Below are 12,518 nucleotides of genomic sequence, written 5' to 3' on the forward strand. Positions count from 1 at the left end.
AGGCATGAAAACCAAAATGCTAGGCAACCTGTCTGACCGCACACGAGTCTCTTATAGTCACTATCGGCAGATTAGAACTTTTTCTTAACCACATGATCCAAATTATCCAGCATAATTCCTGTACCTTTAACGACACAATGCATCGGATCTTCGGCAACCAGTACCGGAACACGCAACTCTTCAGCAAGCAGCTCGTCCAATCCGCTAAGCAAGGCACCGCCACCAGTCAAAATAACACCACGGTCAATAATATCAGCTGACAGTTCCGGTGGGGTCTGCTCCAATACAAACTTGGCCGCAGCAACAATCGCCGACACAGGATCTCTAAGCGCATCCTGCACTTCATCCGCAGAAATACTTAACGTTTTGGGCAATCCGGATACCATATCCCGTCCACGGATGTCCATTTCTGCACGCCGTCCGCTCGGATGCACGGTTCCGATAGCAATCTTGATATCCTCAGCCGTACGTTCCCCGATCAGAAGCTTGTACTTCGTTTTTACATATTTCATGATGGCTGTATCAAATTTGTCCCCTGCCATTTTAATGGAAGAAGCTGTTACGACATCCCCCATAGAGAGGACTGCAACGTCAGTCGTTCCGCCACCAATATCCACTACCATGTTGCCGCTAGGCTCAAAAATATCCATTCCTGCCCCGATGGCAGCTGCTTTTGGCTCTTCCTCCAAAAATACTTCCTTGGCCCCGCTACGCTCCGCCGCTTCACGAATCGCTTTTTGCTCCACTGAGGTAATGTTCGTCGGCGCACAAATTAGAATACGAGGGTGGCTGTACCAGCTTTTTCCCCCCACCCGATTGATAAAATATTTTAACATCGCTTCAGTTACTTCAAAATCGGCGATAACACCATCACGCAATGGACGGATGGCTATGATATTACCAGGAGTACGTCCCACCATACGGCGCGCTTCCTCTCCGACAGCCAGGACTCTTTTTGTATCGCTTTCTATCGCGACAACGGAAGGTTCGTCAAGAACAACCCCCTTCCCTTTGACGTGGATAAGCACGTTGGCCGTACCGAGATCGATACCGATATCATTACTGAACATATTAAAAAGGCCCCCAAAGTGATATTTTAAAAAGCTAAGATTCGACAAGAAGCGGCAAATATATGTATAAACCTACGGTTACATGTCATTTTTCGTCTTGTACCATCTTTTAACATATCATACTTCAGGGGGTTGATTCAATGGCTTTGCCAGCCAATTCACTATATATTTTTAGGACTTGCCGGAAACGAGAATTTCCCTTCGTTTGCCACTCGTTTTTTTGTACTTAATTTTCGTGGCTTCTCCCCCCCGCAGATGGCGGATGGATTTATGGTATTCAAGAATGTGCTTCACCTGATCGGCAAGATCCGGGTTGATTTCAGGCAGCCGTTCGGTCAGATCTTTATGCACCGTGCTCTTGGAGACACCAAATTCCTTGGCAATCGTACGGACCGTATTCCTTGTTTCCACGATACAGCGACCGATTTTGATGGTCCGTTCCTTGATGTAATCGTGCACGCTCCCGCCTCCCTACTGTGGATAGTTTGGTACATTATATGAGGAGCGTGCCTATATATTCGCGGTTTGGCGGGAAGACATGCTTCGGAAGGCCTATTTATTTGGCAAAAGCAGCTGATGTTACCTTATGCACAAAAACTACACAAGAAAAAAGCAGGGAATATGGATTCCCCGCTTTGCATGCAAAGCCATGACCAGATTTATTTTTTAGGAAGCAGACCTGCTGGATTCACCGGCTTGTCATCCTGATACACTTCAAAATGCAAATGTGTTTTCAAATCCTTTTCAAGCTCGTTACGACCCGCTGAAGCAATCACATCGTTTTGTTTCACTTGATCGCCTTCTTTTACTTTCAGATCACTCAAGCTTTGGTACACCGTTTTGAGATTATTATCATGCGTAATTTCTACGACATTACCTACCAGCGGATGTTGTTCCACACGAGATACTTTGCCACTCAGGGCGGCTCTTACTTCAAACGCCTGATCGTCAGTCCGGGAAAGATCAATCCCAGTGTTAGCGGTAAATGTTTTATCGTACTCTACCATAGCTGCCGCCTGCTCATCAGCGGTCGCGTTCTCATCAAAGAACGGCTTTACGACCTGTACTGCGCCAGCATCTGCCACTGGCCATGCGATATTTTCCGACTGGGCAACGACTTCCACGCTTTCTGGCTGTTGTCCGTTAACATCGGTATTCACTGCACTTGTGCTTTGTACCGATGGACTAGCTGGGTCAGGTTTGAAAGACTTCTGGCTGGCATCCTGATAGACCCACACTAAGGTTAGTATAATGGCTGCTGCGGCAATGTAGGCTGCCGGGTATGCCCACCTTTTGGACAACAGCTTTTTCCACGAAGACGGCCGTGAAGCTCTTCCACCCTGAAAGGTTTTGGGTGTTTCTTCATGGTTTTGGTTTTGGTTCTGGTTTTTATTTTGTTCATTCATTTGCTCATCACCTCAGTAACCAGTGTTACCGGGTGCAACTCTTTTATACTTCAAAGTTTCGAAATATTTTGCTAACTTAGAATACGAGAGGCTTTCGCAAAAGAAATGCCAGTATAATAGTGAAGGAGAATTTGAGTGGCAGTATGACCTTCCTTGGCCATTCCATTGGCTCCCCACTGACTCATACCAACACCATGACCATAACCATAGGTTGTTATAGCAATCCGATCCCCTTCAGCCTTCCACGTAAACTCAGCCGAACGTAACCCCAGTTTGTTACGGATTTCCGGCCCTGTAAAGATTGAGCCACCAACCTCAATCTTCTTAATGCGATGTCCTTCTGTCTTGGAGAGTATACGAATCTCTGGCATACTCCCTCCTCCAGTAGAAGCAGCTATCGAAGTACGACTCAACCCCAATCTATCGAACACACTCTGACGACTCAGTGTGACGGTTTCTGTATAACGCGGGGCCAACTGCTTGTCCCATGGACTTGACACGCTTCGCAAATAGGGCACTGCCTTCGCCCATACATCCTCTGAGTTTTCGGTATAGCCATTGCTAGTAGAAAAAAAAGATGCCGTAATGGGCTTCCCCTCATATACCATGATCGTATCCTTGGTGTCTCGTACAGCCTGCTGAATTTTAGCCAGCTCTGTGGATTTACCAGAATTCCCCCATTCTCTAGTAAGTTTGGCTTTGGAGATATAAGCCTGATGTTTAACAGTATCCGTCACATCTGCTCCCGCTGGGGCACCGCTAGTGTCATCAGCCAGCAAACGTCGAGCAATGAAGGTACGCGCGGCAATAGCCTGTGCTTTTAGTGCCTCGCCCTCGAAGCTGGGCGGCATTTCGGCGGCTACTACGCCGACAATGTATTGCTCCAGCGGTAGCGTCTCCGTGCGGCCGGTGGATGTGACGTACACGCGTACGTCCGGCTCTGCCGCCATCGGTACGCTGCGCGCTGGAGCAGGGGGCACCGCTGGTATCGGCGGAACGCCCGGCAAGCGCGTGACGGGCGTCTCTCCCTTTGCCGTTACGCTAGGCGCAGCCGGTGCTGCCGTGCGACTGCTCGGCGGCAACGGCTGCGCCGTCTGGCGAGGCCACGCCATTAGCGCGGGCACAGCCATGGCAAGCACCAGCACCCCTGCCATGGCAGCGAATGGCAGCCATGGGCGTCTGCTGCCCCAGCGCGGGGCACGCCCGGCGGATGGACGCAGGTGCGGCAGCGTCACTTGCAGCGGGGTTGCAGCGCGTGTGTCATGGGCCGCTGCTCCAGTGATAGGCAGAGCCGTATCAACGGAGTTCACAGCGGAAGACACGGCTGTTGTACGCCGATTAGGCTTGACGCCAGTCGACAATGTACCTCTTGTGCCCGGCTGCTGTTGCATAAGCTTATTTTTCTGTAACGAAGTAGCTATAGAGCCAGGTCGTTCCTCCGCAAGTGAAGCCTGGCGATGTTCCTTAGGATGATGAATGGGTATACGGATGCGAACCTGTGAATCTTTCATAGGCTGAAACCTCCATCAAAGGGCTAAGTGTCCGGCTGGAAGCACAGATATACTCCAGCAGATATTTTCAATCATATGAAGTCGTCCACTTTGATAGAACCATTTTAAGAGAACTGAAAGAATGAAAAAAGACTGACTGTAAACAACAAAAGAACCAAGCCCTTTCGGACTTGGTTCTTCTTTGTTCAAGAATATACTTATGCAACATGAAGCTACATACGTTAAAGCTTAGGCGAGGGAAGGCTGGATCTTCTTAAACAGATTCCCCGACGTCTCTTCCGGCATTACGCGCTCTGTACTGGGTGAATGATCCAGTTTGGACTCTTCCACGGTCACTCTGTAAATGTCCGCTCCCAATCCAGTCAGCTTCTCAGCCAAATGAACGTAACCGCGATCGATGTGATGTACGCCGGATACCTCCGTTGTACCTTCCGCAATGAGTCCGGTCAGAATTAACGCAGCACCTGCACGCAAATCTGTAGAGGTTACTTTCGCACCTGTCAGCTTAGCATTACCAGTTACAATGGCAGAACGACCTTCGACCTTAATTTCCGCATTCATAAGATGAAATTCATCCACATGCATGAAACGATTTTCAAACACGGTTTCCGTAATAATGCTCGTTCCTTCAGCGGCAAGTTGAAGTGCCATCATCTGAGACTGCATATCGGTAGGAAAACCAGGATAAGGCAACGTTTTAACATCAACAGCCTTTAACGGCTTATCTGCAATGACACGAATTCCGTTTTCATCGGGTTGAATGGTTACACCCATTTCTTCCATCTTGGAAATAACCGGTCCCAAATGATCGGATATTGCGCCTTCTACATATACGTTCCCGCCTGTGATCGCAGCAGCAACCATATAAGTACCTGCTTCTACCCGGTCGGGAATGACCGTATGTTTTACACCATGCAGCTTCTCAACGCCTTCAATACGAATAACGCCCGTGCCTGCACCGCGTACTTTGGCACCCATTCCATTCAGAAAGTTTGCGAGATCAACAATCTCAGGTTCCTTAGCAGCATTCTCGATGGTAGTTACGCCCTCAGCAAGAGTAGCGGCCATCATAATATTCTCGGTTGCTCCTACGCTGGCTACATCCAAATAAACTTTAGCTCCACGCAGACGCCCGTTACTTTTAGCTTCAATAAAACCTTGGCCCAGGCTAATCTCTGCGCCCAATGCCTCAAAACCCTTTAAATGCTGATCAATTGGTCGCGTTCCAATCGCGCATCCGCCTGGAAGCGAGATTCTTGTACGTCCCAAACGTGTAAGCAACGGTCCCATAACCAAGAATGATGCGCGCATTTTCCTAACCCACTCGTAAGGGGCTTCACAGGAAATTATCTTCCGCGCGTCAACACGAATGACCTCATCTTGGTATGTAACGCCTGCTCCTAAGGACTCCAGCACTTTGTTAATGGTCATCACATCGTCTAGAGGAGGTGCATCAATAATAACACTTTCTCCTTCTTCTCCTAGCAGAGAAGCGGCGATGATCGGCAGAACTGAGTTTTTGGCTCCGCTGACTTTGACACTCCCGGTCAATCTGTTGCCACCGCGGACGATAAATTTGCTCATCTATGGTTCCCTCCGCGCGTCATTTCCCTTTTCCATCCTGGAAAAAAAGAACATATTCCGCTATTTTCATGCCTTGCTTTTTCATTACATAAAAAAACAAGATTTTACTAATACCCTAACTGCCATCATACCACTGATTAAAACAAGTATACAAGCGTTTTTTGTACTTGACGACCATTGTACTCTAACTGATTCAGCCAGCTATACATGTATGGTTCTTTTGTTTACCATTGTTAACAATATGACGCGATGTTATTCGACAATTCCCGCAGAGACACAGTCATAAGGTCATATAACCCGCCTACTTCATGTTAAAACAAATTCTAGAGCATCTGGCTCCAAGAGATGTAGCTCAACAGGAACCCAGAAACCAACTGTCCCAAAATTATAGCAAGAAACAAGTGCAGCAATCTGCCCTGCGGTCCTTTGGGTTGCCGGATTAACAAATCCAGCTTCAAGCTCTGTAAAGCCCACCAAGCTAACGCTATACAGATAAGCGACACGATCATGGAGGTCAGCGCCGTCATACTCGCCGATTGACTTAGCTGTTCAGCCAATTGCTGTTTCCCGTTCAACCATAATTCCTCCCATCTGCGTCACAGACTTCTTTATAATACTCGGCGAACGCCTAATATGCCAGTGCTATTTCTGTCTTTAGGACATTTATTTCGACAAAATGTGATTAATCACTTCTGTTTCGTGAATTTAAAAGGTACTAAATACCTAGCAGCCGGGCAAGAAATAGGACTGTACATTTGGAAATAACAGCTAAAAAAGGGCCCGATCACAGTGATCGAAGGAAGCAAGGTTTTCCCTCACCTTCTACCGGACATTCTTTGGCAGAAATTATGAAGTGGTCTCCTTGTCGTTCCATCCGTATACTATGCCGAACCCTTTTAAAATTCCACTTAAAATCCAATATTAATTCTTATTGGTTCTGATGCTTGTAGCATTCAAACGGTTAAGCGCCCGTTGCAGAGCTACTTCCGCCCGATGATGATCTATCTGTTCCTGCTTGCTCTGGAGCCGCAGTTCTGCCCGCTCCCTTGCCGCACGGGCACGCTCCACATCAATTTCTTCGGAACGTTCCGCACTCTCAGCCAAAATGACCACTTTATCCTTGCGGACTTCAAGAAAGCCCCCATTGACCGCGATCACTTCAGTTTGACCACCGATTTTAATGCGTATCGGTGCAATCTTCAAGGGAGTGACCAAGGGAAGGTGTCCGGGTAAAATCCCAAGATCGCCTTCCGAGCCGCGAACACTGATGCTGTTTACCTGTTCTGTATAGACCAGGCGCTCCGGCGTCACAATCTCTAGTAAATACGTGCTCACTTGAATCCCTCCTGGAAGCTGTCCGCAGACAGCTCACTTCGTAAGGCTCGGCTATTCTTTGCCTGTTGTTTACAGCGTTTTAGCTTTTTCAACTGCTTCTTCGATGGCTCCTACAAAAAGGAAGGCCGCTTCTGGAAGATGGTCATACTTGCCTTCCAAAATTTCTTTGAAGCTTCGTACAGTTTCTTTAACCGGCACATATTTACCTGGGAAGCCGTTAAATGCTTCGGCAACGTGGAAAGGTTGAGAAAGGAAACGCTGGATTTTACGTGCACGTGCTACCAACATTTTATCTTCTTCACTCAGCTCGTCCATACCCAGGATCGCAATGATATCCTGAAGCTCATTGTAGCGGGCCAAAATTTGTTTTACCCCTTGCGCTACATTGTAGTGCTCTTCACCCACAACGTCTGGAGCCAAAATACGGGAGCTTGATGCGAGTGGATCAACCGCCGGGTAAATACCCATTTCGGAAATTTTACGTTCCAGATTCGTTGTAGCATCCAAATGGGCAAACGTCGTAGCAGGAGCCGGGTCAGTGTAGTCATCCGCAGGCACATAGATCGCCTGAATGGAAGTAACAGAACCTTTTTTAGTAGAAGTAATCCGTTCTTGCAATTGACCCATCTCAGTAGCCAGCGTAGGCTGGTAACCTACTGCTGAAGGCATACGTCCCAACAGGGCCGAAACCTCAGAACCTGCTTGAGTAAAGCGGAAAATGTTATCAATAAAGAGCAACACGTCACGGCCTTCTTGGTCACGGAAGTATTCCGCCATCGTCAGACCTGTGAGGGCTACGCGCAAACGTGCACCCGGAGGCTCATTCATTTGTCCGAACACCATCGCTGTTTTGTTGATAACGCCGGAATCTCTCATTTCATGATACAAGTCATTTCCTTCACGTGTGCGTTCACCTACACCCGCAAATACAGAAATACCACCATGCTCCTGAGCGATATTGTTAATCAATTCTTGAATGGTTACGGTTTTACCTACACCAGCACCACCAAACAATCCGACTTTACCACCTTTGGCATAAGGAGCCAGCAAGTCGATAACTTTAATCCCCGTTTCGAGCATCTCTGCTTGAGTTGTCAGCTCATCGAAAGAAGGAGCTTGACGGTGAATCGGATTTCTAGCCGTTTCACTCATATCAGCACCATTATCAATTGGCGTTCCAAGTACGTTAAATACGCGTCCAAGAGTAGCTTCACCGACAGGTACTGAAATAGGTGCTCCCAGATCTATAGCTTCAGCTCCACGAACCAGACCATCTGTGGAAGACATGGCAATACAACGCACACGGTTGTCACCTAGATGTTTTGAAGCTTCGAGCGTCAGGTCAATTTTGACTCCGCTCTCCAGCACAGTCCCAATATGAATGGCATTCAGGATTTCCGGGAGCTGTCCACGTTCGAACTCAACGTCGACAACCGGACCCATGATGCTCACTACGCGTCCTTTGTTCATCTTTTGGTTTCCCTCCTACAAGCTTGCACAGCCGCAAATCCGAACCACTCTGATTTGTTTTGCGCCCGCAATTTATCATAATAGTGTAGACATGCTATAAAACAGTCGCAACAAGCCTGATTAAGACTGAGCGCTTGCCCCTGCAACGATTTCCGTAATTTCCTGGGTAATAGCCGCTTGACGAGCACGGTTATAGGTCAAGGAAAGCTCACCAATTAACTTGGAAGCATTCTTCGTAGCAGATCCCATTGCCGTCATCTTCGCTCCCAGTTCACTAGCTTTACCATCCAGCAAAGCGCCGTAAATGAGCGTTTCCGCGTAACGCGGCAGCAATACTTCCAGCACTCCTTCTGGTGAAGGCTCATACTCATAGTTAATTGAGGATGAAGCTGTTGTTGAATCCGGTGTTGCCATTGGTAACAGACGATCAACTGTTGGAATTTGAGTCAATGCGTTGACAAAGCGGTTATAGCATAGATAAAGCTCATCAAATTCTTTAAGTTCAAAGCCTTGTACAGCCTTGCTTGCAATCGTTTTGATATCTGCAAAAGCAGGTGTATCTGACAGGTCTGTTACCGATTCAGCGATAGGGAATTCACGACGTCTGAAATAATCCCGTCCTTTTCGCCCAATGATGAAAATCACAAATTCATCCTGTGAACGGTGACGTTCAGAAATTGTCTGCGTAACCTGTCGTAAAATATTGGCGTTATAACCACCAGCCAGACCACGATCAGATGTAATAATGAGATAAGCAGTCTTTTTAACCGGACGCGTTTCAAGCATTGGATGCTTGATGTTATTCGCTCCAGAAGCAATGCTACTCACAACTTCCTTAAGCTTTTCCGAGTAAGGACGAGCCGACTCCGCTTTCTCCTGAGCTTTTCTCAGCTTAGATGCAGCGACCATTTCCATCGCTTTCGTGATCTGCTTCGTACTCTGCACACTTTTAATCTGACGTTTAATCTCGCGCATACCTTTTGCCATGATTTCACCACCTTTAAGCTCTAGCAAAGCCAAAGCTAACTTCGTAAGCAATCCCTTAGCTTGGATCAAGTCTAAGCACTTCGTAAGATTCAAATCCAGCCGGACATATATTAAAGGGCCTGTTATTGAGGGTAAAACATGCCAAGGAAGCCAAAACCCGGAGGGCACGCTTCCTTAGGACATCTTTCATCATAAACAGGCAAATTCCAATGTATTAAACCGACGTGGCGAATGATTTTTTGAATTTCTCGATAGCCGCCTTCAAAGCCGCTTCGTTATCAGCAACCAAGTCTTTCGTGTCGCGGATAGATTGAAGCACGTCCTGATGGTCAGACACCATGAAAGACAGGAAGTCTTTTTCAAAACGTTTTACATCCGCTACAGGGATATCATCAAGGAAGCCTTTTACAGCAGTATACAAGCTCACTACTTGTTGCTCTACAGCAAGCGGTTGGTTAACGCCCTGTTTCAGAATTTCCATCATGCGTGCGCCGCGATCCAGACGGGCTTTAGTGGATTTATCCAAGTCTGACCCGAATTGGGAGAACGCTTGAAGCTCACGATATTGAGCAAGATCCAGACGCAGAGAACCTGCTACCTTTTTCATCGCTTTAATCTGAGCAGAACCACCTACACGAGATACGGAAATACCTACGTTGATCGCTGGACGTTGCCCTGCATAGAACAAGTCAGCTTCCAGGAAGATCTGTCCATCCGTGATGGAAATAACGTTAGTTGGGATATATGCAGAAACGTCGGAAGCCTGTGTCTCGATGAACGGCAATGCGGTAAGTGATCCGCCGCCCAACTCATCATTCAGCTTCGCTGCACGTTCCAGCAAGCGAGAGTGAAGATAGAAAACGTCACCCGGATAAGCTTCACGACCCGGTGGACGACGCAGCAACAGGGACAGTTCCCGGTAAGCAGACGCTTGTTTAGTCAAGTCATCATAAACAACAAGGACATGCTCGCCTTTGTACATGAAATACTCACCCATGGCGCAGCCAGAGTAAGGAGCAATGTACAGCAATGGTGATGGTTCGGAAGCAGATGCCGTAACGACAATCGTGTATTCCAGCGCACCGTGACGACGCAATGTTTCAACAACTTGAGCTACCGTGGATTGTTTTTGACCAATAGCGACATAAATACACTTCATGCCATTGCCTTTTTGGTTCAAAATTGCATCGATTGCGATAGAAGTTTTACCTGTTTGACGGTCACCGATGATCAACTCACGTTGACCACGACCAATCGGAACCATCGCATCAATAGCTTTAATCCCCGTCTGCATAGGCTCATGTACCGATTTACGGGCCATAACACCTGGAGCCTGACTTTCAACCGGACGGAATTCTGTTGTAGCAATCGGTCCTTTACCGTCTACTGGTTGTCCCAGTGGGTTAACTACACGTCCGATCAGTGCTTCCCCTACAGGGACCTGCATGATTTGACCTGTACGTTTTACTTGACCGCCTTCACGAATGTCGGAGAATTGACCCAAAATAACAACACCGACATTGCTTTCTTCCACGTTGAGCGCCAAGCCCAATACGCCAGTGTCGAATTCAACCAATTCACCGGCCATAACTTTTTCCAGTCCGTAGACGCGGGCAATACCGTCGCCGACTTCAACAACAGTGCCGACTTCAACGACCTCGATATCATTTTTATATTGTTCAATCTGACTTTTAATCAATGAACTGATTTCCTCAGGTTTGATACTCAAGTGTGTTCACCCCTATCTTCTATACTCGTCTGTTAAAGGATTTCTCGAGACGATCCAGCTTGCCGGCCAGACTGCCGTCGTACAGTGTATCACCGATAACCACTTTCAATCCGCCCAGCAGACTCGGGTCCACTATATTTTCCACGCGGATTGTTTTATGTTCACGGGCTCCGAATTCCTCGGCTACCGCTGTTTTTTCCTGATCACTTAAAGCATAAGTCGAATACACCTTTGCATGAGCAAGCCCCAGCTTGTATTCCTGAATATCAAGGTATCCGGCAAGGAGAGATTCGAACAAATCTGCTCTACTACGCTGAATCAACAACTTGATCGTGTTAATTAACGAGGCAGACAGCTTGCCTTCAAAACTGTTAGCCAGAACTTGAAGCTTGACCGCTTCCGTAATGTTAGGAGAATTAATGAATTTACGGATTTCAGCATCCCCCGATACAGCCTCTACAAAAGCACGTAGCTCCTGCTCGGTTTCCATAATGGTCTGTTCTTGCTCTGCCACTTCAAACAAAGCTTTCGCATACCGTTTGGCAACTACCGTATCCCGGCTCATGCTTTGCCTCCTACCTCTTTAAGGTATTGGTCGACAAGCTCTCCCTGGACTTGGTCTTCCTTGATTTCCTTTTGAATCAGTTTGGAAGCAATTTGTACCGAAGCTTTACCCACTTCGCTGCGCAGTTCGGCAACTGCCTTATTACGCTCGCTTGTGATTTCACGAACAGCTTCGTCTTTCAGGCGGACAGCTTCGTCTTTAGCCTGAACGATAATTTGCTCCGCTTGTTTGTTACCTGTTTGTTTTGACTGCTCAATAATGTCGTACGCTTCCTTACGTGCCTGCTGGAGAGCCTGCTTTTGCTCCTCAACATAAGCAGCAGCCTGTTCACGCGTCTGTGCCGCTTCATTCATTTGCTGTAATACAAGCTGACGGCGCTTCTCCATAACGGAAAAGAGAGGGCCGAATGCATAACGCGTCAGTAACCAGTACAAGATCAAAAATGCAATGATTGTGAAAACGATACTTGTCCAATTTAAACTCAATTGAAGTCACTCCTTTCCGGTGAACGTCGGTTCTGGATCTTTCATGTTCAAACGAACAAAGAAGGCGCGGATGGCTGTGCCTTCCCCGCCAAACCTTGCTTCCATTCAATTAAGCACCTGCGTAGAAAATGAATGCCAGAACGACCCCGATGATTGGCAGGGCTTCGACCAGACCTACACCGATAAACATTACCGTTTGCAACGTTGCTTTTGCTTCAGGCTGACGAGCGATACCTTCAACTGTTTTACTTACGATCAGACCGTTACCAATACCTGCGCCCAAAGCGCCCAAACCTACTGCGATTGCAGCTGCGATATATGCCCAAACTCCCATTTTAAAAATCCTCCTTAGTGATGTGTAATTGTATTGTACATG

13 protein-coding genes are annotated in these 12,518 nt (G+C 47.4%); all 13 read right to left on the reverse strand.

Translation table 11 applies throughout. The features are described 5' to 3' along the window. Nucleotides 1-71 precede the first annotated feature (71 nt). Nucleotides 72-1,070 (reverse strand): rod shape-determining protein, encoded by a 999-nt coding sequence (locus T3H97_RS23840; RefSeq protein ID WP_023990703.1) that lies wholly within the window; start codon nt 1,068-1,070, stop codon nt 72-74. Between the two features lie 171 nt (nt 1,071-1,241). Then, entirely contained in the window at nt 1,242-1,529 is a 288-nt protein-coding gene (spoIIID, locus tag T3H97_RS23845) for a sporulation transcriptional regulator SpoIIID (RefSeq protein ID WP_007432737.1), read from the reverse strand. A gap of 200 nt (nt 1,530-1,729) precedes the next feature. Further along, complete coding sequence (locus T3H97_RS23850) at nt 1,730-2,476, reverse strand: stage II sporulation protein SpoIIQ (RefSeq protein ID WP_328801064.1); 747 nt, start codon at nt 2,474-2,476, stop codon at nt 1,730-1,732. Nucleotides 2,477-2,547: 71 nt separating this feature from the next. Further along, nucleotides 2,548-3,987: a stage II sporulation protein D gene (spoIID, locus tag T3H97_RS23855; RefSeq protein ID WP_328801065.1), complete on the reverse strand. Its 1,440-nt coding sequence runs from the start codon at nt 3,985-3,987 to the stop codon at nt 2,548-2,550. A 228-nt stretch (nt 3,988-4,215) separates the two neighbouring features. Next, nucleotides 4,216-5,571: a UDP-N-acetylglucosamine 1-carboxyvinyltransferase gene (murA, locus tag T3H97_RS23860; protein ID WP_013312320.1), complete on the reverse strand. Its 1,356-nt coding sequence runs from the start codon at nt 5,569-5,571 to the stop codon at nt 4,216-4,218. 323 nt (nt 5,572-5,894) lie between these two features. Then, nucleotides 5,895-6,146 carry a DUF1146 family protein gene (locus T3H97_RS23865; protein WP_328801066.1) on the reverse strand — a complete coding sequence of 84 codons (252 nt, stop codon included), beginning with the start codon at nt 6,144-6,146 and terminating at the stop codon, nt 5,895-5,897. A gap of 346 nt (nt 6,147-6,492) precedes the next feature. Further along, nucleotides 6,493-6,906: a F0F1 ATP synthase subunit epsilon gene (locus T3H97_RS23870; RefSeq protein ID WP_013312322.1), complete on the reverse strand. Its 414-nt coding sequence runs from the start codon at nt 6,904-6,906 to the stop codon at nt 6,493-6,495. A gap of 69 nt (nt 6,907-6,975) precedes the next feature. Then, the gene (gene atpD / locus T3H97_RS23875) at nt 6,976-8,376 is read right to left on the reverse strand and encodes a F0F1 ATP synthase subunit beta (RefSeq protein ID WP_013312323.1); all 1,401 of its coding nucleotides are present in this window, start codon (nt 8,374-8,376) and stop codon (nt 6,976-6,978) included. Nucleotides 8,377-8,496: 120 nt separating this feature from the next. Then, nucleotides 8,497-9,363: an ATP synthase F1 subunit gamma gene (gene atpG, locus T3H97_RS23880; RefSeq protein WP_103047407.1), complete on the reverse strand. Its 867-nt coding sequence runs from the start codon at nt 9,361-9,363 to the stop codon at nt 8,497-8,499. 214 nt (nt 9,364-9,577) lie between these two features. After that, the gene (gene atpA / locus T3H97_RS23885) at nt 9,578-11,092 is read right to left on the reverse strand and encodes a F0F1 ATP synthase subunit alpha (protein ID WP_013312325.1); all 1,515 of its coding nucleotides are present in this window, start codon (nt 11,090-11,092) and stop codon (nt 9,578-9,580) included. 19 nt (nt 11,093-11,111) lie between these two features. After that, nucleotides 11,112-11,657 carry a F0F1 ATP synthase subunit delta gene (locus tag T3H97_RS23890; protein WP_029518507.1) on the reverse strand — a complete coding sequence of 182 codons (546 nt, stop codon included), beginning with the start codon at nt 11,655-11,657 and terminating at the stop codon, nt 11,112-11,114. Continuing rightward, nucleotides 11,654-12,142, reverse strand: coding sequence for a F0F1 ATP synthase subunit B (gene atpF, locus T3H97_RS23895; protein WP_023990709.1), 489 nt, complete (start codon nt 12,140-12,142; stop codon nt 11,654-11,656). The genes T3H97_RS23890 and atpF overlap by 4 nt, the downstream gene beginning before the upstream one ends. 109 nt (nt 12,143-12,251) lie before the next feature. Next, nucleotides 12,252-12,476, reverse strand: a complete 225-nt coding sequence (gene atpE / locus T3H97_RS23900) for a F0F1 ATP synthase subunit C (protein ID WP_007432750.1) — start codon at nt 12,474-12,476, stop codon at nt 12,252-12,254. Between the last annotated feature and the right edge of the window lie 42 nt (nt 12,477-12,518).

Origin of the sequence: Paenibacillus sp. LX16 (assembly GCF_036252815.1) — a bacterium.
Lineage (GTDB): Bacteria > Bacillota > Bacilli > Paenibacillales > Paenibacillaceae > Paenibacillus > Paenibacillus polymyxa_B.

Excerpts from the sequence above, each read along its gene's own strand:
- T3H97_RS23840 (WP_023990703.1), bottom strand. The coding sequence starts at position 1,070 with ATGTTCAGTAATGATATCGGTATCGATCTCGGTACGGCCAACGTGCTT.
- T3H97_RS23850 (WP_328801064.1), bottom strand. The coding sequence starts at position 2,476 with ATGAATGAACAAAATAAAAACCAGAACCAAAACCAAAACCATGAAGAA.
- spoIID (WP_328801065.1), bottom strand. The coding sequence starts at position 3,987 with ATGAAAGATTCACAGGTTCGCATCCGTATACCCATTCATCATCCTAAG.
- murA (WP_013312320.1), bottom strand. The coding sequence starts at position 5,571 with ATGAGCAAATTTATCGTCCGCGGTGGCAACAGATTGACCGGGAGTGTC.
- atpD (WP_013312323.1), bottom strand. The coding sequence starts at position 8,376 with ATGAACAAAGGACGCGTAGTGAGCATCATGGGTCCGGTTGTCGACGTT.
- atpG (WP_103047407.1), bottom strand. The coding sequence starts at position 9,363 with ATGGCAAAAGGTATGCGCGAGATTAAACGTCAGATTAAAAGTGTGCAG.
- T3H97_RS23890 (WP_029518507.1), bottom strand. The coding sequence starts at position 11,657 with ATGAGCCGGGATACGGTAGTTGCCAAACGGTATGCGAAAGCTTTGTTT.
- atpE (WP_007432750.1), bottom strand. The coding sequence starts at position 12,476 with ATGGGAGTTTGGGCATATATCGCAGCTGCAATCGCAGTAGGTTTGGGC.